This window comes from Candidatus Mycobacterium methanotrophicum (assembly GCF_023515995.1).
Lineage (GTDB): Bacteria > Actinomycetota > Actinomycetes > Mycobacteriales > Mycobacteriaceae > Mycobacterium > Mycobacterium methanotrophicum.
This window is the reverse complement of sequence record NZ_CP097320.1, coordinates 991,367-1,014,829: the sequence shown is the minus strand read 5'-3', so window position 1 is coordinate 1,014,829 and position 23,463 is coordinate 991,367. Positions and strand designations below refer to the sequence as shown.

Annotated in this window: 21 protein-coding genes, 2 tRNA genes and 1 pseudogene; 9 read left to right on the top strand and 15 right to left on the bottom strand. The window is 65.7% G+C overall.

The genetic code is table 11. The features are described from left to right. Positions 1-2: 2 nt before the first annotated feature. The gene (locus M5I08_RS05490) at positions 3-1,649 is read right to left on the bottom strand and encodes a DAK2 domain-containing protein (protein WP_219067228.1); all 1,647 of its coding nucleotides are present in this window, start codon (positions 1,647-1,649) and stop codon (positions 3-5) included. Between the two features lie 280 nt (positions 1,650-1,929). Between M5I08_RS05490 and rpmB the strand changes: the two genes are divergently transcribed. Beyond that, positions 1,930-2,124, top strand: a complete 195-nt coding sequence (gene rpmB / locus M5I08_RS05485) for a 50S ribosomal protein L28 (protein ID WP_219067187.1) — start codon at positions 1,930-1,932, stop codon at positions 2,122-2,124. Positions 2,125-2,196: 72 nt separating this feature from the next. On the opposite strand, the gene M5I08_RS05480 is transcribed toward rpmB, so the two are convergent. Beyond that, positions 2,197-2,880, bottom strand: a complete 684-nt coding sequence (locus tag M5I08_RS05480) for a uracil-DNA glycosylase (RefSeq protein ID WP_219067188.1) — start codon at positions 2,878-2,880, stop codon at positions 2,197-2,199. A gap of 60 nt (positions 2,881-2,940) precedes the next feature. Beyond that, positions 2,941-3,855: a thiamine-phosphate kinase gene (locus tag M5I08_RS05475; RefSeq protein WP_219067222.1), complete on the bottom strand. Its 915-nt coding sequence runs from the start codon at positions 3,853-3,855 to the stop codon at positions 2,941-2,943. A gap of 75 nt (positions 3,856-3,930) precedes the next feature. On the opposite strand from M5I08_RS05475, the gene M5I08_RS05470 reads away from it, so the two are divergent. Beyond that, on the top strand, positions 3,931-4,461 hold the full coding sequence (locus M5I08_RS05470; protein WP_219067189.1) for a DUF3515 domain-containing protein: 531 nt from the start codon (positions 3,931-3,933) through the stop codon (positions 4,459-4,461). 70 nt (positions 4,462-4,531) lie between these two features. On the opposite strand, the gene M5I08_RS05465 is transcribed toward M5I08_RS05470, so the two are convergent. Continuing rightward, positions 4,532-5,653: a D-alanine--D-alanine ligase family protein gene (locus M5I08_RS05465; protein ID WP_219067223.1), complete on the bottom strand. Its 1,122-nt coding sequence runs from the start codon at positions 5,651-5,653 to the stop codon at positions 4,532-4,534. Between the two features lie 68 nt (positions 5,654-5,721). Next, complete coding sequence (locus M5I08_RS05460; RefSeq protein ID WP_219067190.1) at positions 5,722-6,723, bottom strand: NAD(P)H-dependent glycerol-3-phosphate dehydrogenase; 1,002 nt, start codon at positions 6,721-6,723, stop codon at positions 5,722-5,724. A 100-nt stretch (positions 6,724-6,823) separates the two neighbouring features. Between M5I08_RS05460 and cofC the strand changes: the two genes are divergently transcribed. The 3 genes from cofC to mutT1 all read left to right on the top strand — a co-directional run bounded on the left by cofC (position 6,824) and on the right by mutT1 (position 10,906). Beyond that, entirely contained in the window at positions 6,824-7,480 is a 657-nt protein-coding gene (gene cofC, locus M5I08_RS05455; RefSeq protein WP_219067191.1) for a 2-phospho-L-lactate guanylyltransferase, read from the top strand. Positions 7,481-7,671: 191 nt separating this feature from the next. Beyond that, a complete protein-coding gene (locus tag M5I08_RS05450) occupies positions 7,672-9,903 on the top strand; it encodes an RNA degradosome polyphosphate kinase (protein ID WP_249763145.1) in 2,232 nt (743 codons plus the stop codon). A 100-nt stretch (positions 9,904-10,003) separates the two neighbouring features. Beyond that, positions 10,004-10,906, top strand: coding sequence for an 8-oxo-(d)GTP phosphatase MutT1 (gene mutT1, locus M5I08_RS05445; RefSeq protein ID WP_249763144.1), 903 nt, complete (start codon positions 10,004-10,006; stop codon positions 10,904-10,906). A 76-nt stretch (positions 10,907-10,982) separates the two neighbouring features. On the opposite strand, the gene M5I08_RS05440 is transcribed toward mutT1, so the two are convergent. The 3 genes from M5I08_RS05440 to leuC form a co-directional block, all read right to left on the bottom strand. Next, complete coding sequence (locus M5I08_RS05440; protein WP_219067194.1) at positions 10,983-11,576, bottom strand: HU family DNA-binding protein; 594 nt, start codon at positions 11,574-11,576, stop codon at positions 10,983-10,985. Between the two features lie 210 nt (positions 11,577-11,786). After that, positions 11,787-12,383 carry a 3-isopropylmalate dehydratase small subunit gene (gene leuD, locus M5I08_RS05435; protein ID WP_219067195.1) on the bottom strand — a complete coding sequence of 199 codons (597 nt, stop codon included), beginning with the start codon at positions 12,381-12,383 and terminating at the stop codon, positions 11,787-11,789. Between the two features lie 17 nt (positions 12,384-12,400). Further along, complete coding sequence (gene leuC, locus M5I08_RS05430; protein ID WP_219067224.1) at positions 12,401-13,834, bottom strand: 3-isopropylmalate dehydratase large subunit; 1,434 nt, start codon at positions 13,832-13,834, stop codon at positions 12,401-12,403. Between the two features lie 81 nt (positions 13,835-13,915). On the opposite strand from leuC, the gene M5I08_RS05425 reads away from it, so the two are divergent. Beyond that, on the top strand, positions 13,916-14,617 hold the full coding sequence (locus tag M5I08_RS05425; protein WP_219067196.1) for an IclR family transcriptional regulator: 702 nt from the start codon (positions 13,916-13,918) through the stop codon (positions 14,615-14,617). 20 nt (positions 14,618-14,637) lie between these two features. Further along, a complete protein-coding gene (locus tag M5I08_RS05420; protein ID WP_219067197.1) occupies positions 14,638-15,147 on the top strand; it encodes a PPOX class F420-dependent oxidoreductase in 510 nt (169 codons plus the stop codon). Between the two features lie 72 nt (positions 15,148-15,219). Here the strand turns inward: M5I08_RS05420 and M5I08_RS05415 are convergent. From M5I08_RS05415 to M5I08_RS05400, 4 genes are all read right to left on the bottom strand, one after another. Next, positions 15,220-15,292: transfer RNA gene (locus M5I08_RS05415), tRNA-Glu, on the bottom strand. Between the two features lie 141 nt (positions 15,293-15,433). Further along, positions 15,434-15,505: transfer RNA gene (locus tag M5I08_RS05410), tRNA-Gln, on the bottom strand. 108 nt (positions 15,506-15,613) lie between these two features. Next, complete coding sequence (gene gltX, locus M5I08_RS05405) at positions 15,614-17,098, bottom strand: glutamate--tRNA ligase (protein WP_219067198.1); 1,485 nt, start codon at positions 17,096-17,098, stop codon at positions 15,614-15,616. Next, a complete protein-coding gene (locus M5I08_RS05400) occupies positions 17,095-17,883 on the bottom strand; it encodes a fumarylacetoacetate hydrolase family protein (RefSeq protein WP_219067199.1) in 789 nt (262 codons plus the stop codon). Before M5I08_RS05400 ends, gltX begins: the two co-directional genes overlap by 4 nt. A 62-nt stretch (positions 17,884-17,945) precedes the next feature. Between M5I08_RS05400 and M5I08_RS05395 the strand changes: the two are divergent. Continuing rightward, positions 17,946-18,974 (top strand): annotated as a pseudogene (locus M5I08_RS05395) (MFS transporter); the annotation flags it as partial. Positions 18,975-19,155: 181 nt separating this feature from the next. On the opposite strand, the gene M5I08_RS05390 reads toward M5I08_RS05395, so the two are convergent. After that, positions 19,156-20,166: a 3-isopropylmalate dehydrogenase gene (locus M5I08_RS05390; protein WP_219067200.1), complete on the bottom strand. Its 1,011-nt coding sequence runs from the start codon at positions 20,164-20,166 to the stop codon at positions 19,156-19,158. Between the two features lie 49 nt (positions 20,167-20,215). Next, a complete protein-coding gene (serA, locus tag M5I08_RS05385) occupies positions 20,216-21,802 on the bottom strand; it encodes a phosphoglycerate dehydrogenase (RefSeq protein ID WP_219067201.1) in 1,587 nt (528 codons plus the stop codon). A 166-nt stretch (positions 21,803-21,968) separates the two neighbouring features. Here serA and M5I08_RS05380 point away from each other — a divergent pair, with 166 nt between their 5' ends. After that, entirely contained in the window at positions 21,969-22,445 is a 477-nt protein-coding gene (locus M5I08_RS05380; RefSeq protein WP_249763143.1) for a DUF4262 domain-containing protein, read from the top strand. Between the two features lie 6 nt (positions 22,446-22,451). Here M5I08_RS05380 and ilvC read toward each other — a convergent pair whose 3' ends face one another. Next, positions 22,452-23,453 (bottom strand): ketol-acid reductoisomerase, encoded by a 1,002-nt coding sequence (gene ilvC, locus M5I08_RS05375; RefSeq protein WP_219067225.1) that lies wholly within the window; start codon positions 23,451-23,453, stop codon positions 22,452-22,454. Positions 23,454-23,463: the final 10 nt, after the last annotated feature.

Here is a 23,463-nt window from a genome sequence, read left to right as displayed (position 1 = left end):
GGCTACTCGACCCCGATCAACAGCGCGTCGCCGCGATGCCCGGTGTGGTAGGTGACCAGCTCGATGCCGGGGTGGCGGTCATGGACATGGGCTTGCAGCCCGTCTCTCACGGCAGCCGCGTCGACATTGCCGTCAATGTCGGCGCCGACCAGCACCGTCACCAACTCACCGCCGGCGGCCACCAGCAGATCGATCAGGCCGATCGCCGCCGACGCGACGTCAGGCGCCACGATCACCACCTCGTCGCCCGCGATGCCCAGCCCATCGCCGGGGTGACAAGTGCCGGCCCAGGTCAACGCCGTTTCGGTCGCGATGCGCACCGACCCGTGCTTGGCTTCGCCGGCGGCGCGGGCCATCGTGTAGCCGTCGTCGACGGCTGGCCGGCCGGGTTCATGTACGGCGAGCGCGGCCAGCCCCTGCACCATCGAGCCGGTCGGCAGCGGCACCACGTCGATACCCCACCCGATGGCCGCGGTGCAGCCGGCAGCCAGCTCCTCGGCGGCCAGGTAGCCGTTGGGCAGCACCATCACCTGCGCCGCCTCGGTGTCCACCACGGCGCGCAGCAGCTGCTGGGCGCTGATGTCGGTCGTCGGGTCGGCGGCATGCAGTCCGGGGCGCAGCACGCAGGCGCCCTCGCCGGCGAACAACTCCGCCGCGCCGTCGCCGTCGACAACCGCCAACACCGCGCGCTCGCGGCTCCAGCTGCCCGGCGGTAGTCCGCCGGTGGCGCCGGTCAGCGCCGAGATTTGGATCCGCCGCGGGTTGCCGAACGCCAGACCCGCTTCAACGGCCGCACCCGCGTCGTCAGTGTGGACATGGACCGAATAACCGCCGACCACGCCGGATGTCGCGATCGCCACCGACTCACCGAGGTCGTCTAGCCGTTCGCGCAGCTGGTCGGCGCCCTCGGCGTCGCATCCGCCCAGCAGATACATCACCTCGAATTGCGGCGCCGGGGGTTGCGCGACCGGCTCGACCGCTTGCGGGCGCGGCGCCGGCTCGTACAACGTGCGGTTCGGCGCTTGCCCGGTGATCGTCGAGCGCAATGCGTCCAGCAGGACAAGCAGCCCCCGCCCACCGGCGTCGACCACACCGGCGGCGCCCAGCACATCAAGTTGCTCCGGCGTCTTCTCCAGGGCGACCACCGCGGCGTCGCCGGCGGCGACGATCGCACGGGCCAGGCCCTCGGCGGCACTCTGCTCGACGGCGTCGGCGGCCGCCCGCAACACCGAGACGATCGTGCCGGGGACCTCCTGGCCGCCCATCGATCTGATAACCAGATCCACGCCGTGGCGCAATGCCGCCCCGAGCAGTCCGGCGTCGACGGCGTGCAGCTGATCACCGGACTCGCCGACCGCACCGGCGGTGACGTCGGCGATGCCGCGCAGAATCTGCGACAGAATCACACCCGAGTTGCCGCGCGCGCCGTTCAGCGCGCCCGCCGATAGGGCGGCGGCCACTTGCACGACATCACCGGAGGCTGCCTCTGTGTTGGCCTCGGCCAGCGCCGAGCGCATGGTGAACAGCATGTTGACGCCGGTGTCGGAATCGGCGACCGGGAACACGTTGAGCCGATTGATCTCGTCGATGTGGGTGATCAGGTCACTAACAGCGGTGTGTGCCCAGTCACGCAGCGCGGACGCGTCCAATGAGCGATCCGCCCTAGCCGGCCCCGACGACACCTGAATCCCACCTCCTCGCGCCGCTCTCGGTGGGCGCCAGCCTATCCATTCCGGCCGACAGCACCGGTCACCTGACACCCGGCAGTGTTGATCGTTTTGGCGGTTCTGCACCGCGGCGGCTATTCTGGCCAGGTCGCCAGGTCGCCGGGCCGCCCGTAAGGTCGCGCACTGCGACGACGCAGGCCTCAATGGCCTACAGAGGAGCAGGGCAACCAGCCCTTGGGCCCAGATCTGAGGAGTTTCACGTATGGCTGCCGTCTGCGATATCTGCGGGAAAGGCCCCGGCTTCGGCAAGTCCGTGTCGCACTCCCATCGCCGGACCAGCCGCCGATGGAATCCCAACATTCAGAGCCTGCGCATTGCTAACCGGCCCGGCGGTAACAAGCGCCGCATCAACGTCTGCACGTCGTGCATCAAGGCCGGTAAGGTCACGCGCGTCTAGCCGATTCTCGGCCTCATGAGCGGGTCGGCAACCGAAGATTGATTCCGCGGTGCCGCCCTCCACCTTGAGAAGCTAAGGCAGCTGCCAATCAATCGGCTCGCCGCCCATCTGCGTCAACAGTTCGTTGGCGCGGCTGAACGGCCGCGAGCCGAAAAATCCGCGCGACGCCGAAAGCGGCGAGGGATGCGGCGACTCGATCGCAACGCACTCTTGGCCGGCCAACATCGGTTTGAGCGTCGAGGCGTCTTTACCCCACAAAATGGCCACCGTCGGCTGCCGGCGATCCACCAGAGCGCGAATCGCGCACTCGGTGACCGCTTCCCAGCCCTTGCCGCGGTGAGACGCCGGGTTGCCGGGCCGCACGGTGAGTACGCGGTTCAGCAGCAGCACCCCACGCTCGGCCCACGGCGTGAGGTCGCCATTGGACGGCATCGCATGGCCGAGGTCTTTGGCATATTCGGCAAAGATGTTCTCCAGGCTTCGGGGTAGCGGCCGCACGTCGGCGGCTACCGAAAAGCTCAGGCCGACGGCGTGCCCGGGCGTCGGATACGGGTCTTGGCCGACAATCAGCACCCGAACCTGGTTGAACGGAAAAGTAAAGGCGCGCAAGATATTCGGCCCAGCGGGTAGGTAGCCGCGGCCTGCTGCGACCTCCTCACGCAGAAACTGGCCCATCTTGGCTACCTGGTCGGCGACCGGCTCCAATGCAGCCGCCCAACCGTCCCCGACGAGTTCGTGCAACGGCCGGGCGGTCACCGGGTCACCCTACTGTCCAATTGCCCGCTTCCTCCTCGGGCCGCGCCGCGGCCCGCGTCGTCATCGGGCGCCAAACGACTGCCAGCCCGTGTAGCCGTGCCACTGGGCGCCGTCGACGAGCACCCGCGCCGGCCCGTCGAGCACCCGCCCGATCACCCGCCACCCCGCGGGAATGGGGCCGGCGAATGCTGCGACCAGCGCGTGGTCTTCTCCCCCGCCGAGGACCCACGTCCACGCGTCGACCCCCGCGGCTTCGGCGGCGCCCAGCAATGCGTCGCGATCGGCGCTCAGCGCTTCGGTGCCCAGGTCGACGGTCACGCCGGATGCTTCGGCCAGATGCCCCAGGTCTGCTATGAGACCGTCGGATATGTCGATCATCGCCTGCGCATCGGCATCAGCGGCCGCGCTTCCCTGCCCGTAGGGCGGTTGCGGCACCAGATGGCGATGCCGTAAGTCGTCGAATCCCTCAATACCCTTGTGCCACAATGTATATCCGGCAGCAGACTGCCCCGCCTGCCCGGCGACTGCGAGCCGCGAACCCGGCCGCGCTCCCGACCGTAATACCGGGCCTCGGCCGTCCAAATCGCCCAGCACGGTCATTGACACCACCCATTGCGGGCTGCTGACCAGATCTCCGCCGACGATGCCGGCGCCCAGCCGCCCGGCCTCCTCCCACATGCCGTCAGCGAGCGCGCTGACCTGTTCGGCCGGCGTTTCCGGCGGTGCACCGAAGCCGACGACGAACGCCGTGGGCCGCGCGCCCATCGCTTCGATGTCGGCGGCGTTCTGCGCCACGGCTTTACGGCCGACGTCGTGCGGTGTCGACCAGTCCAGCCGGAAGTGCCGGTTCTCGATGAGCATGTCCGTCGACACCACGACGCGACCGTCGCCGGCCAACAGCACAGCAGCGTCGTCGCCCGGTCCGACAGCGACGGCGTCCGGCTGGCGACGGCCCGCAATCAGCCGCGCGATCATTCCGAACTCGCCGAGTTCGCCCAGCGTGCTCACACCACCTCCTGGCGGGTACGTTACGACTCCGGGAGTGTAAGCATGGTCGACGAGTACGACGGGCCGCGGCGTGCCCTGCTGATCGCCGCATTGGTGGTGGCGGTCGGCGCCGTCGGCGCCATCCTGGCGATCGCGGCGACCCGTCACCCGCGGCCGAATCCGTTGGCGATCGCGGCTGTCCCCGCTGTCCATGCCCAGGATCCACCGTGCCGGGCGCTGCTGGAAGCACTGCCGCAGCGACTCGGCGACTATCAGCGTGTGCCTATCGTGCAGCCGGCGCCTGCGGGCGCCGCGGGCTGGCGGGCGGCAAGCGATAGCGAAACGGTGGTGCTGCGGTGTGGACTCGACCGTCCGACCGATTTCGTGGTTGGTTCGCCAATCCAGCTCGTCGACCGGGTGCAGTGGTTTGAGGTGCGCCAAGATGACCGCTCGACCTGGTACACGGTCGACCGACCGGTGTATGTAGCGCTCACGCTGCCGCCGGGTTCTGGCCCGACGCCGATCCAGGAGCTTTCAGAACTGGTCGACCGCACCATGCCGGCGGTGCCAATCAGCCCGTCGCCGCTCCGCTGAGCTGGCCGAGTGTGGGGTTATGTCACGCATTTCGGACAAACCCGTGCGTCAAGCCCACATTCGACGCGCGTCAGCGCAGACCCGTCCCCCGCGCGAGCGCCGTTTCGACCATGGTCGCCACCAAGGTCGAATAATCCACGCCGCTTGCTGCCCACATCCGCGGGTACATCGAGATCGTGGTGAAGCCGGGCATCGTGTTGACCTCGTTGATCATTGGTCCGTCATCGGTGAGGAAGAAGTCCACTCGGGCCAGGCCCTGGCAGTCGATCGCCTTGAACGCCCGGATCGCCAAGTCCCGCACCGCGTCGCTCACCTCGTCGTCGATTTTGGCGGGGACGTCGAGCTCGGCGTCGTCGTCGAGGTATTTGGTTGCGAAGTCGTAAAAGGAGTCCTCTCGGCCGCGGACCCCGGCCACTCGGATTTCTCCGACAGTGCTCGCTTGCACTGTCCCGTCAGGGAATTCGAGCACGCCGCATTCCAACTCACGGCCGACAACGGCGGCCTCGACGATCACCTTCGGATCATGCTGGCGCGCACGGGCAATGGCCGCGGGCAGCTGCTCCCAGCTGGTCACGCGGCTGACGCCGATCGACGAGCCGCCGCGCGCGGGCTTGACAAACACTGGTAGCCCGAGGCTTTCGCGCTGCGGGTCGTCCAGCGTCGACTGCAATGCTCGCAGCACCGCATGCGCGCCGATCGGAAGCCCTTCGGCGAGTGCCAACTTCTTGGTGAACTCCTTGTCCATCCCCGCCGCGCTGGCCAACACGCCCGCGCCGACGTAGGGCACGCCGGCCAGTTCGAGCAGGCCTTGGATGGTGCCGTCTTCCCCGTAGGGTCCGTGCAACACCGGGAAGACGACGTCGACGGACGCCAACACTTCGGCCCCGCCAGGCGACAGCGATACCAGCTCACCGGCTCGCAGCGGATTAGCGGCCAGAGCCAGCTCCGTGCCCGAATCGGAGCTCACCCCCGGCAGCTGACGATTGACGATCGCCAGCGCGTCGGGGTCGCCGTCGGTGAGCACCCACGACCCGTCCGGGGTGATGCCGACCGCGAGCACGTCGAACCGCTCGGGATCGAGGTTGCGCAAAATACTGCCCGCCGAGACACAGGAAATGGCGTGCTCGCTGCTGCGTCCGCCGAATACAACGCCGACGCGGACGCGGCCGTGGTCGGTCGTCTTGGCGGGGATAGGGGCACTCACAACCTAGAGACGCTACCGCCTGGGTGCTGCGGTACTTGTTACGGCGAGGTCAGCGCTCATTCCGGTTTGGTGCTGCGCCCTAACAGCAGCACCACCGCCTGGTCCACCGACAATCCCTTATGACAGACCCGATGCACCGCGTCGGTCAGCGGCATCTCGACGTCGTAACTCGAGGCCAGTGCCGACACCGACGCGCATGACGTCACCCCTTCGACGACGTGGCCGCCGCGGGCCTGGAGGGCTGACTCGATCGTCTGGCCCCGCCCCAGGCATTCGCCGAACGAGCGGTTACGCGAGCGAGGCGAGATGCAGGTGGCGACCAGATCTCCGACGCCGGCCAGACCCGCCAGCGTCGCCCCTTTGGCCCCGACGGCTATCCCGAATCGCATGATCTCCGCCAGTCCGCGGGTGATGATCGCCGCTGCGGTGTTTTCGCCCAGGCCCACCCCCGCCGCCATTCCGCAGGCCATCGCGACGACGTTCTTGCATGCGCCGCCGATCTCGGTGCCGATCACGTCGGCATTGGTGTAGGGGCGGAAGTATCCGGTGTTCAGCATCCGCTGCAGGGCGACCGCGCGACCGGAATCGCTGCATGCGATGACGGTGGCAGCGGGCTGCTCATCGGCTATCTCACTCGCCAGGTTGGGCCCGGATATGACCGCGACCTGCGACGGGTCGAAGCCGGTGACGGCAATGACGACCTGGCTCATCCGCATCAGCGTGTCCAACTCGATGCCCTTGGCGGCGCTGACCAAGGTCGCGCCGTCGGCGAACAGGTTCTTCCAGTGTTCGAGATTGCCCCGCATCGTCTGCGCCGGCACGGCCAGCAGCACCGTCGACGCCGCGCTCAGCGCTTCGCCCGCATCCGCGGTGGCCCGGATACCCGGCGGCAACTGGACGCCGGGCAAGTAGTCAGGGTTGTGACGGCCGGCGTTGATCTCCGCGGCGAGGTCGGATCGCCGCGCCCATAGCGTGACCTCGCCGCCAGCGTCGGCGAGCAACTTGGCCAGCGCCGTACCCCATGCGCCGGCCCCCATCACTGCTGTCGTGCTGGCCATCTGCCCTGGTCCCCGTCTCGTTGAATTGCGCCACTGTGCAGGCAAACCGTAGCCCAGGAGCCTAAGCGGGAAGGAGCCTTGGCACTGGCAGGATGGATTTATGCATGGCAGCCGAGCCGACGTCGGCTTGATCGTCGCCGTCAAGCGACTGGCCGCCGCCAAGACCCGGCTCGCGCCGGTGTTTTCCGCCCAGACGCGGGAAAATGTGGTGCTCGCCATGCTGGTTGACACCCTGAACGCTGCCGCACGAGTCGGTTCCGTACGCGACATCACCGTCATCACGCCCGACGACGCCGCCGCGGCCGCGGCAACTCAACTCGGCGCGAAGGTGCTGTTGGATCCCACGCCGGAAGGTCACCCCGACCCGTTGAACAATGCGATCGCCGCCGCCGAGCCAGTGATAGCCGAATCGGTATCCAATATCGGTGTGCTACAAGGGGATTTACCCGCATTGCAGACGCAGGAACTCGCCGAGGCGATCGCCGCGGCACGACACCACCAGCGCAGTTTCGTTGCCGACCGGCTCGGCACGGGCACGGCGGCACTCTTTGGTTTCGGAGCCGCGCTCGGCCCGCGGTTCGGGCCGGATTCCTGCGCGCAGCATCGACGTTCGGGCGCGGTCGAGCTCACCGGGGCATGGCCCGGATTGCGCTGCGATATCGACACCCCCGCTGACTTAGCTGTGGCACGCCGCCTCGGGATAGGCCCGGCGACCGGTCGAGCCGTCGCCGCGCGTGTCCGACGATTCGGGCCGTAGAGCGGCCCCAGGAAAACCAGAGGAAACTCGAGGAAACCAGAGGAGTAGCCGAGGAAAACGCGAGGAAAACCCGAGGAAAAGGCGCGCGAGCAGACGCAAGCCGATAACGACGCGTGCACGGCTGCGCAACGGCGAACCGACGTCGGCTAGTCGGTGGCAGTACCACCTAATCATGAGGAATGATCGCAAGGGTGACCGAAATCGAAGCTACCGAAGCTATCGAAGCTACCGAAGCTACCGAAGGCGGCGCCGAAGCCGTTACGGCCACCTCAGGCGAGGCGCGGCCCGACGGGCGCGCATGGCGACCGGACGACTCGGCGCCGGCCGCACCGCCCGCTGCCACCGCAGCCTTGATCGAGGACGAACTTCCCGAGCACCGCTACCTCAACAGAGAACTAAGCTGGCTGGACTTCAACGCTCGCGTATTGGCGCTGGCCGCCGACACCTCGCTGCCGCTGCTGGAGCGGGCAAAGTTCCTGGCGATCTTCGCCTCCAACCTCGACGAGTTCTACATGGTTCGCGTCGCGGGGCTGAAGCGGCGCGACGAAATGGGTCTGTCGGTACGCTCCGCGGACGGTCTGACCCCGCGTGAGCAACTGCGTCGCATCGGCGAGCAGACCCAATACATCGCCAGCCGGCACGCACGGGTCTTCCTCGATTCCGTGCGGCCCGGGTTGGTCAAGGAAGGTATCCATGTCGTCACGTGGGCAGATGTGGACGAGGCTGAGCGGCACCGGCTATCGACCTACTTCACCGAGCAGGTGTTTCCCGTCCTCACGCCGCTGGCCGTCGATCCCGCTCACCCATTTCCCTTCGTCAGCGGCTTGAGTCTCAACCTCGCGGTTACGGTCCGAAAGCCTCAGGACGGCGGCCAGCACTTCGCCCGGGTCAAGGTGCCCGACAACGTCGATCGTTTCGTCGACCTCGATGACGGGCAACGCAACAACGGCAAGACAGAAGTCCGGTTCTTGCCGATGGAAGAGCTGATCGCGGCCTTCCTCCCGACGCTGTTCCCCGGTATGGAAATTGTCGAGCACCACGCGTTCCGCATCACCCGCAATGCCGATTTCGAGGTCGACGAGGATCGCGACGAGGATCTGCTGCAGGCCCTCGAGCGGGAGCTGGCGCGTCGACGGTTCGGATCGCCGGTGCGCCTCGAGGTGGCCGACGACATGACCGAGCACATGTTGGAACTGCTGTTGCGCGAACTCGACGTGCATCCCGGTGACGTCATCCAAGTGCCGGGGCTGCTTGACCTGTCGTCGCTATGGCAGATCTACGACATCGACCGGCCGGCACTGAAGGATCCCACATTCGTTCCGGCCACCAACCCGGCGTTCGCCGAGCGGGAAACCCCGAAGAGCATTTTCGCGACACTGCGCGAGGGCGACGTGTTGGTACACCACCCCTACGACTCGTTCTCCACTAGCGTGCAACGATTTGTCGAGCAAGCGGCCACCGATCCCGATGTGCTGGCGATCAAACAAACGCTGTACCGAACGTCGGGTGATTCACCGATCGTTCGGGCGCTGACCGAAGCCGCCGCCGCCGGAAAGCAAGTCGTGGCGCTGGTCGAGATCAAGGCACGATTCGACGAGCAGGCCAACATCCGGTGGGCACGCACGTTGGAGCAGGCCGGAGTTCATGTGGCGTACGGCCTTGTTGGCCTGAAAACGCATTGCAAGACTTGTCTGGTGGTGCGCCGTGAAGGCTCGGCGATCCGGCGCTACTGCCACATCGGGACCGGCAATTACAACAGCAAGACCGCCCGGCTCTATGAGGACATCGGCCTGCTGACCGCCGACCCCGACATCGGCGCCGACCTGACCGACTTGTTCAACTCGCTGACGGGCTATTCGCGCAAGCTGGACTACCGCAATCTTTTGGTGGCACCGCACGGTATTCGCACCGGCATCATCGAACGCGTCGAGCGAGAGATTGCCGCCCATCACCAATCCGGCAATGGATGGATCCGGCTCAAGATGAACGCGCTTGTCGACGAGCAAGTCGTCGACGCGCTCTATCGGGCCTCCCGAGGCGGAGTGCGCGTCCAAGTGGTGGTGCGCGGAATTTGTGCACTGCGCCCCGGCGTCGAGGGCTTCTCCGAAAACATTTCGGTGCGCTCGATTCTGGGCCGTTTCCTGGAGCACTCGCGAATCCTGCATTTCCGCGCCCTCGACGAATTCTGGATTGGCAGCGCCGACATGATGCACCGCAACCTCGATCGCCGGGTCGAAGTGCTGGCTCAGGTGAAAGACCCCAGGCTGACCGCACAACTCAACGACATATTCGAATCGGCGCTGGACCCGGCCACCCGCTGCTGGGAACTGGGGCCCGAAGCACAGTGGACGGCGTTACCGCACGCGGGTCACACGGTTCGCGACCACCAGGTTTCGCTGATGGAACGACACCGAAGCTCCTGATGCCGCCTGTACCATGTCGACGATGTCCATCAGCCGCGCAGGAACGAATTGACTTGCCAGCGTTACGGTGCCGACCCACATCCAGTGGGATGACTTGAGTGTGAGCGAGAAACTCATTTGCGCCGCCGGTGCGGTGCTCTGGCGACCCGGCCCCGGCGGATCGCTCGAGGTCGCGATCATCCATCGCCCTCGCTACGACGATTGGTCGCTGCCAAAGGGCAAGGTGGATCCCGGCGAAACCGAACCGGTAACTGCGGTCCGAGAAGTTTTCGAGGAGACCGGTCATCGCGCACAACTTGGTCGCCGACTGCACAGCGTGAGCTATCCGGTCGACCAAGGTATCAAGCGGGTTCACTACTGGACGGCGCGCAGCCTCGGCGGAAAATTCGCTCCCGGCCGAGAAGTCGATGATCTGATCTGGCTGTCGACCGCCGACGCGATCGGGAAAGTGTCCTACCCGCATGATCGAAAGGTCTTGCGCCGGTTCGCTAAGTTTCCCGCGGACACCCAGACCGTGCTAGTGGTCCGGCACGGCACCGCGGGCAGCAAGTCTCGATTCTCCGGTGATGACAAAATGCGACCGCTGGACAAGAACGGCCGCGCGCAGGCCGAGGCACTGGTCGGGCAGCTGTCTGCGTTCGGACCCACCGACGTGTACGCAGCTGATCGCGTGCGCTGCCACCAAACGGTGGAGCCGCTCGCCGAAGAGTTGGGCGTGATCATCTGCAATGAGCCCACGCTGACCGAGGAGGCGTACGCCGAGAACCCTAAACGCGGTCGAAAGCGGGTTCTGCAGATTGCCGACTTGCACCGCACACCGGTGATCTGCACGCAGGGCAAGGTGATCCCCGACCTGATCGCTTGGTGGTGTGCGCGCGACGGGATACGTCCGGACAAGTCACGCAACCGCAAGGGCAGCACGTGGGTGCTGTCGCTGGTGGATGGCCAACTGGTCGCCGCCGAGCACATTGGCAGTGCGCTGGCCACCAACGTAGTGACTTAACACAACGATTCGCCGCGGACGTCTCAAAAGAGCCGGCCCCGCGGGCGAATCTTTGGTGCTGAGTGTTGTTTAGTGCCTACCGACGGCCGCGACGGGCAGTTGCCTTCTTGGCGGGCGACTTCTTGGCTGCAGTCTGGCGAGCTGGAGCCTTCGTTGCCGTCCTCGCCGTCGACTTAGTGGCTTTCCTTGCCGTCGATTTGGTGGCCTTCTTAGCAGGCGCGCGCTTGGTTGCCGCCTTCTTGGCAGGCGCCTTCTTGGCAGCGACTTTCCGGGCCGGAGCCTTCTTCGCAGCCTTCTTGGCAGTTGACTTGGTCGCTTTCTTGGCCGGCGACTTCCTGGCACCGCCAGCGACGACGCCTCGCTTCACCGCTGGTCCTTCCGCTGGGAGGCGCTGTGCGCCAGAGACAACCGCTTTGAATTGTGCGCCCGGCCGGAACGCAGGCACAGACGTTGGCTTTACCTTTACCGTCTCACCGGTGCGCGGGTTACGGGCTACCCGTGCCGCGCGACGGCGCTGTTCGAAGACACCGAAGCCGGTGATGGTCACGCTGTCGCCCTTGTGCACCGCCCGCACAATAGTGTCGACGACGTTCTCGACGGCGGCGGTTGCCGACCGACGATCTGAGCCCAATTTCTCTGTGAGCACATCAATGAGCTCTGCCTTGTTCATGCAAATCCTCCGCTGCTAGCGGTCCATGTTGGACCGACTAGAGGACACGGTAAACCCTAAGACGGCTGATTTCCAAGAGCCGCGCGCAATTTCAATCGGTTCTGGCGAACTTTTTTAGGAATCCGGTTGCCGCGCTTGATAGGTGGCTTGAGAGAGGACGAGCCGTCAAGTACACCGTAGCGGCGCACAAATTCGGGGCCAATCGAGCCGTCAGGAAGTTGACAATGTCTGCGGCTTCCAGGCCGGCCGAGCCGTCTCAAAAACTTCAATCTGGTCCTGTTTTCGCAGCGTAAGGGCTATATCGTCGAGGCCTTCCAACAGACGCCAAGCGGTGTAGTCGTCAATCTTGAACGGCACCACCACCGTTGCGGCGGCCACATTCCGATCTTGAAGATTGACAGTGATTTCCAACCCGGGGCTGGCTTCGATGAGCTTCCAGAGCAGTTCCACACCGTCTTGGGCAACTTCGGCGGCCAGCAGCCCGGACTTCCCCGCATTGCCGCGAAAAATGTCGCCGAACCGCGCCGAGATGACCACTCGGAATCCGTAGTCCATTAGCGCCCACACCGCATGCTCCCGAGAGGACCCAGTGCCGAAATCGGGACCGGCAACCAGTACTGAACCCCTGTCAAAAGGACTGAGATTGAGCACAAACGACGGATCGTTACGCCACGCCGCGAACAATCCGTCTTCGAAACCTGTTCGGGTCACCCGCTTCAAATAGACCGCCGGAATGATCTGATCGGTGTCGACATTCGACCGCCGCAACGGCACTCCGATGCCCGTGTGGGTGTGAAAAGCCTCCATTAGAGTTCTCCCTCTTCTCAGTTCAAGTCGGCCGGGGCCGAGAGCTTCCCGCGCACCGCGGTGGCGGCAGCGACGGCCGGCGACACCAAATGCGTGCGGCCGCCCTTGCCCTGGCGTCCTTCGAAATTGCGGTTCGACGTTGCCGCGCACCGCTCCCCCGGCGCCAGCTGGTCTGGATTCATCCCGAGGCACATCGAGCAGCCGGCCTGACGCCATTGGGCACCGGCAGCTGTGAAGATCTGGCCCAGCCCTTCGCTTTCGGCCTGCGCACGTACCCGCATCGAACCCGGCACGACCAACATCCGCACCCCGTCGGCGACCTTGCGGCCCCGCAACACGTCGGCCACCACGCGCAAATCCTCGATCCGCCCGTTGGTACACGATCCGACAAACACCGCATCCACCGCGATATCACGCATCGGGATGCCCGGGTGAAGGTCCATGTACGCCAGCGCTTTCTCGGCGGCCTGACGCTCGTTGTCATCGCTCATCAGCTCGGGGTCAGGCACCGTCGCCCCCAACGGCACTCCCTGCCCCGGATTTGTCCCCCAGGTGACAAACGGCGTCAACGAAGCGGCATCCAGATAAACCTCGGTGTCGAACTGGGCGCCTTCGTCGGTAGCCAGCCGATTCCAATAGGCCACCGCCGCATCCCATTGCGCACCGGTCGGAGCATGCGGGCGTCCGCGCAAGAAGTCGTAGGTGGTGGTATCGGGCGCCACCATCCCCGCCCGGGCCCCGGCTTCGATGCTCATATTGCAGATCGTCATCCGGGCTTCCATCGAAAGCGATTCGACGGCCCTGCCGCGATACTCGATGACATGTCCCTGGCCACCGCCGGTGCCGATTTTCGCGATCACCGACAAGATGATGTCCTTGGCGCTCACACCGGGCGGCAGTTGCCCGTCGGCGTTGACGGCCATCGTCTTGAACGGGCGCAGCGGAAGTGTCTGGGTGGCCAGCACATGCTCGACCTCCGAAGTGCCGATTCCCATTGCCAATGCGCCGAATGCGCCGTGCGTCGAGGTGTGGCTGTCACCACACACGATTGTCATTCCCGGCTGAGTCAGACCGAGCTGCGGGCCCACGACATGCACGATGCCCTGATCGATATCGCCCATCGGGTACAGCCGGATCCCGAATTCGGCGCAGTTGCGCCGCAGCGTCTCGACCTGATTGCGCGAAACGGGATCGGCGATCGGCTTGTCGATATCGACGGTCGGCACGTTGTGGTCTTCGGTGGCCAGCGTCAGGTCGGGTCGGCGCACCGGACGCCCGGCCAGCCGCAGACCGTCAAATGCCTGGGGACTGGTGACCTCATGGACCAGGTGCAAATCGATGTAGATCAGGTCGGGCTCGGCGCCACCACCGGAGACCACCACATGATCGTCCCAAACCTTCTGCGCCAGTGTGCGCGGGCGCCCGGCATCGGTGTCGGCTGAAGTCTTCATCATGCGGTCATCCCTCGGTAGTGACCCGCCATCGCGGGCGTCATAACGTGATCCCACTATATGAGACGCTAGTATCTGTATGTGAGACAGAATAGCGGCATCGGCGTCCTCGACAAAACGATAGTGGTGCTGCGCACGATCGCGGAATCGCCATGCGGGCTGGCCGAATTGTGCGACCGCACCGGTCTACCCAGAGCCACCGCACACCGATTGGCCACCGGCTTGGAGGTACATCGCTTACTGGCGCGCGACGGTGACGGCCGTTGGCGGGTGGGCCCCGCGGTAAGCGAGCTGGCCGCTGCGGTCAATGACCCGCTGCTGGCGGCCGGCGCAGCGGTGCTGCCCCGGCTGGGCGAGATCACCGGCGAAAGCGTGCAACTGTACCGCCGCGAGGGCAGTTGGCGGATCTGCGTCGCTGCCGTGGAACCTTTTGCAGGCCTTCGCGATACAGTTCCGGTCGGAGCGCGCCTGCCGATGACGGCCGGTTCCGGCGCCAAGGTGCTACTGGCATACGGCGACGACGCCACTCGCCAAGCAGTCCTACCCACCGCGAAATTCAGCGACCGGGCGCTGGCCGAAGTCCGGCGCCGCGGTTGGGCACAAAGCGCAGGCGAGCGCGAGCCGGGAGTGGCGAGTGTGTCGGCGCCGGTGCGCGATACCAGCGGTGCGGTGATCGCCGCCATCTCGGTGTCGGGTCCGATCGACCGCATTGGCCGTCGCCCCGGAGCGCGTTGGGCGGCTGATCTGCTCGCGGCGGCCGACGCCCTGACCAGCCGGCTGTAACAACCTGACACACTGTCGCCATGGGAACCAAGCAGCGGGCGAGCATCGTCATGTCTTCCGACGAGATCGCCGATTTTGTCGTCAAGAGCCGCACCGGGACGCTGGCCACCATCGGCCCCGACGGGCAGCCGCATTTGACCGCGATGTGGTACGCCGTGGTTGACGGCGAAATCTGGCTGGAGACCAAGGCCAAGTCGCAGAAAGCGGTCAACCTCACGCGTGACCCGCGGGTGAGCTTTCTGATTGAGGACGGCGACACCTACGACACGTTGCGCGGAGTGTCGTTCGAAGGCGTCGCCGAGATTGTCGACGATCCCGCTGTCTCGCACCGCGTCGGAGTCAGCGTGTTCGAGCGCTACACCGGGCCCTACAGCGACGAAATGAAGCCGGTCGTGGAGCAGATGATGAACAAGCGCGTCTGCGTGCGCACCGTGGCCCGTCGCTCGCGTTCCTGGGATCACCGCAAGCTGGACTTGCCGGCCATGCCGGTCGGTGGTTCGACAGCGCCGGCCGTGCTGGGGACCGGCTAGCGCCAGCAGACACAGAATCGCATCGAACTGATCGGATCCGTGCGATTCTGCGTCTGCTCGCCCGTGGGTAAGTAGCCCCGATGGGATTCGAACCCACGCTACCGCCGTGAGAGGGCGGCGTCCTAGGCCGCTAGACGACGGGGCCAGAACCGATTCAGAAACGGTCCGAGGTGCCAGCATAGCTCACCGGCATGTGTCCGCCCAATTGCTTGGCGGTATTGGCGGTATTGGCGGTATTGGCGGTATTGGCGGTAGAGGAACCGTGGACAAAGCCTGCAAAACACTGCTGGGGTACCAGGACTCGAACCTAGAACGGCTGAACCAGAATCAGCTGTGTTGCCAATTACACCATACCCCACTGGCCGCCTAAAACAGCTGGTCAAAGACTTCCCGCAGACGACGTGACAGTCCTGCGGCCAGCTGCCCAAGGGCCGACGTGCAGACTACCAAACAATTTGGGAGGTTCTCACGCCTCGGTCGCCGGACGCCCGAGGCACTCACGCGCTCTCCGCAGCCGGCGCAGGCTGCGGTCGCGGCCAAGTAGCTCGACGGATTCGAACAGCGGCGGGCTGATCAACGATCCCGTGATGGCGACCCGGATCGGACCGAAAGCCTTGCGCGGTTTGAGCCCCAGCCCCTCGACCAATGCGCTTTTGAGGGCGGTCTCGATATCGGCCAGCGTCCAATTCGCCAGCCCGTCCAGCGCTGTTATCGCGGCGTCGAGCACCGGGCCGGCGTCGCTACCCAGTTCCTTGGCCGCCGCTTTGGGGTCGATGGTGTATTGGTCGTCGTTGAAAAACTTCAGCAGGTCCCACGCGTCACCCAGCACGACGATGCGGGTTTGCACCAGGCCGGCAGCCACCGCGAACCGTGCGTCGTCCAGTCCGGTGTGCTGCCCATGCGTATTGAAGTGGTCGCGCAGCCGGCCGGTGAAATCGTCGGCGTCGAGAAGTCTGATGTGTTCGGCGTTGATCGCGTCTGCTTTTTTCTGGTCGAACCGCGCCGGGTTGGCGTTGACGTCCACGACGTCGAAAGCGGCCACCATTTCGTCGAGGCTGAACACGTCGCGGTCGGCGGCGATCGCCCAGCCCAGCAACGCAAGGTAATTCAGCAGCCCTTCCGGGATGAAGCCGCGGTCGCGGTGGGCGAACAGATTCGACTGCGGGTCACGTTTCGACAGTTTCCTGGTGCCTTCGCCCAACACCGTTGGCAAATGGGCGAATTGCGGAACCCGATCAGCAATCCCAGCGCGGATCAGCGCCTGGTAGAGCGCGATCTGCCGCGGCGTCGACGGCAACAGGTCCTCACCGCGCAACACATGCGTGATCTTCATCAAGGCGTCGTCGACCGGGTTGACCAAGGTGTACAACGGATCACCGGTTGCGCGGGTCAATGCGAAATCGGGCACGACGCCCGCCGCGAATGTCGTCGGTCCGCGGACCAGATCGTCCCAGCCCAGGTCTTCATCGGGCATCCGCAACCGCACCACCGGTTTACGGCCCTGCGCCAGATATGCCGCTCGCTGCTGGTCCGTCAGATCACGATCGAAGTTGTCGTAGCCCAGCTTTGGACTGCGGCCCGCGGCCAGATGGCGCGCCTCGACTTCGGCAGGCGTCGAGAACGCGTGGTACGCCTCGCCCGAGGCGAGCAGCTGGCCAACCACGTCGCGGTAGATGTCGCTGCGCTGCGACTGCCGATACGGGCCGTAGGCTCCGCCCACCTCGGGGCCCTCGTCCCAATTGAGCCCAAGCCAGCGCAGCGCATCCAACAGCGCCTGGTAGCTTTCCTCGCTGTCACGTTCGGGATCGGTGTCCTCGACGCGGAATACGAAGGTTCCGCCGGTGTGTCGAGCGTAGGCCCAGTTGAACAGCGCGGTGCGGATCAAGCCGACATGCGGTACACCGGTTGGCGACGGGCAGAACCGCACCCGCACGCCGATTGCTTCAGTCACGACTTTCCTTTGCGGACAACGGGATTGGTCAACGTTCCGATTCCGGCGATGGTGATGCTGACGGTGTCGCCGCCTTCGATGGGCCCGACACCCGCCGGCGTGCCGGTGAGAATGAGATCACCTGGCAGCAGCGTCATTACCGCCGAAACCCATTCCACGATCGCACCAATGTCGTGGATCATCAACGAGGTACGGCTGTGCTGCTTGGCTTCGCCGTTGACCTCGGTACACAGTTCGAGGTCGGACGGATCAACGTCGGTGACGATCCACGGCCCGACGGGGCAGAACGTGTCGTGGCCCTTCGCTCTTGTCCACTGGCCATCAGCGCGCTGTTGGTCGCGGGCCGACACGTCATTGGCGACGGTGTAGCCCAGGATGGCATCGGGCGCGCGCGCGGCCGTGACGTCCTTGCAGGGCCGACCGATAACGGCCGCCAGCTCGCCCTCGAAATGCACCGGCGATGCGTTAGCGGGCAATTGAATCGGCACGTTGGGCCCGATGATCGCGGTATTGGGCTTGAGGAAAATGATCGGGTCGCCCGGCGCTTCACCGCCCATCTCGGCGATGTGCTCGGCGTAGTTCTTGCCGATGCAGACCACCTTGCTCGCCGGCACCGGAGCCAGCAGTCGGGTGTCGGCCAGCGGCCACGAGCGGCCGGTGAAAGTCGGAGTGCCGAAGGGATGCTCGGCGATCTCACGGGCCGTCATCCAGTCGGGCTCACCCGCGTCGCCGTCGATGCTGACGAATACGACGCCGTCAGGACTCGCAATTCGGCCAAGGCGCATTCGCCTGAGCCTAGTGACCGTCGGCCGCGACCTGCGCGGGTGGGCTGTGCGAGCATGGATTGATGCCGAGGGAGCTGACCGGCACGGTCATCCTCAGTGCGGGCCGACGCTGGTCGATCGTCGTCGTCTCGCTGACGGTGACGGCAAGTGCGTTCGTCTTCATCAACGGGGTCGCTTTCCTGATCCCCGCCCTGGAGGACGAGCTGGGCACGCCGCTGGCCGAGGCGGGCGTGCTATCGTCGATGCCGAGTTTCGGCATGGTGGCGACGCTGATCCTGTGGGGCTATCTGCTCGACCGGGTGGGCGAACGCATCGTGTTGACGCTCGGTTCAGCGCTGACCGCGGCAGCCGGCTACGCGGCGACGACAGTCCACTCGATGGTGGCGTTCGCTGCGTGGCTGTTCGTCGGCGGTATGGCGGCAGCCAGCTGCAACTCGGCCGGTGGGCGCTTGGTGTCCGGGTGGTTCCCGCCCGAGCAACGCGGTCTGGCGATGGGTATTCGCCAAACTGCGCAGCCGCTCGGAATTGCCTTGGGCGCGTTGGTCATCCCCGGACTCGCTCAGCGCAGCCCGTCGGCGACGTCGGCCCTGATATTTCCGGCCGTGCTGTGTGCCGCATCGGCGGTGACCAGCGCCGTCGCGGTTGTCGACCCGGCCCGCACGCGATGGCACGCGGCCACTGAGCGGGAGCTGGCCAACCCCTACCGCGGATCGTGGGTGCTGCGTCGGATTCACGCCGTCTCGGCACTGCTGATGGTCCCGCAGACGGTGACCGTGACGTTCATGCTGATCTGGCTGATCACAAACTATCGCTGGTCGGTTGCCTCGGCGGGCGCGCTGGTGACGCTCTGCCAGTTGCTCGGGGCCGTGGGCCGGGTCTTGGTTGGCCGGTGGTCGGACCGGGTCGGCTCGCGGTTGCGTCCGGTGCGCATCATGGCCGTGGTGGGTGTCGTGGTACTGGCCGGCTTGGCGTTGGCCGATCACCTGCGCTCATCAGTCGCCGTACCGTTGATGGTCGCGGCAGCGGTGGTCGCGATCCTCGACAACGGGCTGGAATCCACCGCAATCACCGAATATGCCGGACCGTTTTGGAGCGGGCGCGCATTGGGTCTGCAGAACACCTATCAGCGGTTGATGGCGGCGGGCGCGCCTCCGGTGTTCGGCGGGCTGATCACTGCCCACGGTTACTCGTTGGCGTTCTTGGTCTGCGGACTTTCCCCGCTGCTGGCCGTGCGGATCGTGCCGGTCAAGGTGCTGCCGCCCGGGCTCGAGGTTAGAGCGCGGACGCTATCCTTTCGCCGACTTCGACGGTGGATAGCCGTCCGGTCGGGCGACTGGCCAGATGGGACGCCACGGCCCGGTCCACTCGCGCGGCGGCAGCGTCTTCGCCGACGTGGGAAAGCAGCAGCGCCACCGACATGATCGCGGCGGTCGGATCGGCGATCCCCTGACCGGCGATGTCGGGGGCGCTGCCGTGCACGGGCTCGAACATCGACGGGTTGGTTCGAGTGGCGTCGATGTTGCCGCTCGCGGCCAGCCCGATGCCTCCGCTTACCGCGGCGGCCAAATCGGTGATGATGTCGCCGAACAGGTTGTCGGTGACGATCACGTCGAACCGGCCCGGGTCGGTGACCAGGTGAATGGTCGCGGCGTCGACGTGCTGGTAGGCCACTTCGATGTCTGGGTACTTCTCGCCGATTTCGTCAACGGTCCGAGACCACAGCGATCCGGCGAACGTCAGCACGTTCGTCTTGTGCACCAGGGTCAGGTGCTTGCGGCGCTGGGTCGCCCGCTCGAAAGCGTCTTGCACAACCCGGCTGACACCGAACGCGGTGTTGATACTGACCTCGGTGGCCACCTCGTGGGTGGTGCCGGTCCGAATCGCGCCGCCGGTGCCGGTGTACAGACCTTCGGTGCCCTCGCGGACCACCACGAAATCGATACTGGGGTTACCGGCGAGCGGGCTGCGCACGCCTGGATACAGCCGGGCGGGACGCAGGTTGATGTGGTGGTCCAGCTCGAAGCGCAGCCGCAGCAGCAGACCCCGCTCGAGCACGCCGCTGGGCACCGATGGATCCCCAATAGCACCAAGCAGAATCGCGTCGTGTGCCCGTAGTTCGGCCACCGCCGCCTCGGGCAGTACTTCACCCGTCGCGTGGAACCGCCGCGCCCCCAGGTCGTAATTCGTCTTCTCCACACCGGGCAGCACCGCGTCAAGCACCTTGACTGCTTCGGCGACGACCTCCGGCCCGATGCCGTCGCCGGGAATCACTGCCAATCTCATCGGCGCCGCTTCTCCTCATTGCTCCGCTTCGCATCGTCGCCGACGCGTCTTACGAGAGGTCAACCACTTCGAACTTGTAGGCATCGACAGCCGCGCTGATCGCGTCCCGCACATTGGCGGGCGCTGCACGGTCCACGCGCAACACGATCGTCGCGCCCGGGCCCTCGGCGTCTTCGGACAGCTGGGCGGCGTGGATATTGACCCCGGCATCACCGAGCAGGGTGCCGATCTTGCCCAGCACTCCCGGCCGGTCGACATAGTGGATCACCACGTTGGTGCCCTGGGCGCGCAGGTCGAAGTTGCGGCCGTTGATTTGCACGATCTTTTCCACCTGCTGCGGCCCGGACAACGTACCGGCGACATTGACGACCGAACCGTCGGAAGCCACGCCCCGCACGTCGACGACGCTGCGGTGGTTAGGACTTTCGGTGGCCGTAGCGAGATCGGCTGCCACGCCGCGCTCTTGCGCGATCGCCGGGGCATTGACGAACGTCACCGGATCCTCGATGACCGCCGAGAACAGCCCGCGCAACGCCGAAAGGCGCAGCACCTCAACATCTTCGCCGGCCAACTCGCCGCGCACCTGCACCGACAGCGACACCGGCAGCTCCTCGGAAAGCACACCCACCAGGAGGCCAAGCTTACGCACCAGGTCCAGCCAGGGTGACACCTCCTCGCTGACCACCCCGGCGCCGACATTGACCGCGTCGGGAACGAACTCTCCGGCCAGCGCGAGCTTCACGCTGGCGGCCACGTCGGTGCCGGCGCGGTCCTGTGCCTCCTCAGTCGAGGCGCCCAGGTGCGGGGTGACCACCACTTGCGGCAGGTCAAACAGCGGGCTGTCGGTACAGGGCTCGGTGGAGAACACATCGATGCCCGCGGCCCGAACGTGTCCGCTGCTGACTGCGTCGGCGAGCGCGGCCTCGTCGACCAGACCGCCGCGGGCGGCGTTGACGATGATCACCCCGGGCTTGGTTTTGGCCAGCGCGTCCTTGTCGATCAGACCCGCTGTCTCAGGCGTTTTAGGCAGATGCACCGAGATGAAGTCGGCACGGGCCAGCAGCTCGTCAAGCGGAAGCAGCTCGATACCAAGCTGGGCGGCGCGGGCCAGCGACACGTAGGGGTCGTAGGCCACGATGTTTGTTTCGAAAGCCGCTAACCGCTGCGCCACCAACTGCCCGATGCGGCCCAGCCCGACCACCCCGACGGTCTTGCCGAAGATTTCGATACCCGAGAACGACGACCGCTTCCAGGTGTGCTCGCGCAGCGAGGCGTCGGCCGCGGGGATCTGGCGCGCGGCGGACAGCAACAGCGCCAGCGCGTGCTCGGCGGCGCTGTGGATGTTCGACGTCGGGGCGTTGACGACCAGCACACCGCGTTCGGTGGCGGTCTCGACGTCAACGTTGTCCAGCCCGACACCGGCCCGGGCGACGATTTTCAGCTTGGGTGCGGCGACCAACACTTCGGCGTCGACGGTGGTGGCCGAGCGCACCAGCAGGGCGTCGGCTTCGGGTACCGCCGCCAGCAGCTTTTCCCGCTCCGGGCCGTCGACCCAGCGCACTTCGATGTCGTCGCCCAGCGCGGCGACGGTTGATTGGGCAAGTTTGTCAGCAATCAGAACGACAGGCAGGCTCACCCGGCCAGCCTAAGCGGTGATCGCCAGCGCGGCGGAGCCGGGATCGCACACCAGTGGCGTGTCGGTGCCCCGGTGGATCCTGTCGGTAACCATGACGGCCGGAGGACAAACACCTGGAAATGCGATCACCCTGAGGCCAGGGTGCAGGAGTGGCTGGAGGCCATGCATGAGGCGGTGGGAAAGCAAGGGTTGGGTGGTGCAACTCGTGGAGAGCGACCGCGCGCCGTACGCCTACACGGTCGGTTTGCACGAGCGCGGCCTTCCCGAGCTGTTGGTGACAGGGCTGTCGCCGCAGCCGGCGGCTCGGATGCTCAACAGCGTCGCCGACTATCTGGTGGCTGGCGGAAGGCCGATTCCAGGCGAGCTGATCTCAATAGCCGGTGACGTACTACTGGGGGTTGTTCAGGTGCAGCATCCCGATGCCCACATGGACGTGGCGGTCGCGTTCTATGGCAGCGAGCTGCGGGCATTACAGCTGGTGTGGCCGGATGACCGGGGGCACCGACCGTGGTGCCCCGCATTCAGCAACGGTGACCTCCGGCAACCGGTGCTCGGCGTGCGAGCGGAACGGCCCAATCCGCCGAACGTGAAACCGTTGCGGGAATTCGCCAGAAAACTCGCAACAGCTTCACGTTCGCCGTAGCGGGGGCTAGGCCGTTTCGGTGATGGGGCGGTCCACCCAGCTCATCAGATCGCGCAGCTTTTTACCGACGACCTCGATGGGATGCTCGGCGTTTTCTTTGCGCAACTGCTCGAGCTGCTTGTTGCCGCCTTCGACGTTGGCGACCAGCTTCTTGACGAAGCTGCCGTCCTGAATGTCGCGCAGGATGCCGCGCATCCGCTCCTTGGTGTCGGCGTCGATGACTCGCGGACCCGACAGGTACCCACCGAACTCAGCGGTGTCGGACACCGAGTAGTTCATCCGGGCGATGCCGCCCTCATACATCAGGTCGACGATCAGCTTGAGCTCATGCAGCACCTCGAAATACGCCATCTCCGGCGGGTAGCCCGCCTCCACCATGACGTCGAAGCCGGTTTTCACCAATTCCTCTGTGCCGCCGCATAATACGGCTTGCTCGCCGAATAGATCGGTTTCGGTCTCGTCTTTGAAGGTGGTCTTGATGACGCCGGCGCGGGTGCCGCCGATGCCTTTGGCGTAGGACAGCGCCAGCACCTCGCCGTTACCGTCCGGGTCCTGGTCGACGGCGATCAGGCACGGCACACCCTTGCCGTCGACAAACTGGCGACGAACCAAGTGTCCCGGTCCTTTCGGGGCGACCATTGCCACGGTCACGTCGGCAGGCGGCGTGATCAAGTCGAAGTGGATGTTGAGGCCATGGCCGAAGAACAGTGCATCGCGGGGCTTCAGGTTGGGCTCGATCTCGTTTTTGAAGATGTCGGCCTGGGCGGTGTCGGGGGCCAGCAGCATGATGACGTCGGCCCACTTGGCCACCTCGCCGGGCGTGTCGACGGTCAGGCCCTGCTCGGCGACTTTGGCGCGGGACTTTGAGCCTTCCTTGAGCCCGACGCGCACCTGGACGCCGGAATCACGCAGGCTCAGCGAGTGCGCGTGCCCCTGGCTGCCGTACCCGATGACGCCGACCTGGCGGCCCTGGATGATCGACAGGTCCGCATCGTCGTCGTAAAACATCTCTAATGCC

Coding starts and splice junctions, on each gene's coding strand:
- M5I08_RS05475 (WP_219067222.1), bottom strand. CDS start 3,855: ATGATCGCGCGGCTGATTGCGGGCCGTCGCCAGCCGGACGCCGTCGCT.
- M5I08_RS05420 (WP_219067197.1), top strand. CDS start 14,638: ATGGGAACCAAGCAGCGGGCGAGCATCGTCATGTCTTCCGACGAGATC.
- M5I08_RS05400 (WP_219067199.1), bottom strand. CDS start 17,883: ATGCGCCTTGGCCGAATTGCGAGTCCTGACGGCGTCGTATTCGTCAGC.
- M5I08_RS05440 (WP_219067194.1), bottom strand. CDS start 11,576: ATGAACAAGGCAGAGCTCATTGATGTGCTCACAGAGAAATTGGGCTCA.
- M5I08_RS05460 (WP_219067190.1), bottom strand. CDS start 6,723: ATGGCCAGCACGACAGCAGTGATGGGGGCCGGCGCATGGGGTACGGCG.
- M5I08_RS05470 (WP_219067189.1), top strand. CDS start 3,931: ATGGTCGACGAGTACGACGGGCCGCGGCGTGCCCTGCTGATCGCCGCA.
- leuD (WP_219067195.1), bottom strand. CDS start 12,383: ATGGAGGCTTTTCACACCCACACGGGCATCGGAGTGCCGTTGCGGCGG.
- rpmB (WP_219067187.1), top strand. CDS start 1,930: ATGGCTGCCGTCTGCGATATCTGCGGGAAAGGCCCCGGCTTCGGCAAG.
- cofC (WP_219067191.1), top strand. CDS start 6,824: ATGCATGGCAGCCGAGCCGACGTCGGCTTGATCGTCGCCGTCAAGCGA.
- M5I08_RS05390 (WP_219067200.1), bottom strand. CDS start 20,166: ATGAGATTGGCAGTGATTCCCGGCGACGGCATCGGGCCGGAGGTCGTC.
- ilvC (WP_219067225.1), bottom strand. CDS start 23,453: ATGTTTTACGACGACGATGCGGACCTGTCGATCATCCAGGGCCGCCAG.
- leuC (WP_219067224.1), bottom strand. CDS start 13,834: ATGAAGACTTCAGCCGACACCGATGCCGGGCGCCCGCGCACACTGGCG.
- M5I08_RS05380 (WP_249763143.1), top strand. CDS start 21,969: ATGAGGCGGTGGGAAAGCAAGGGTTGGGTGGTGCAACTCGTGGAGAGC.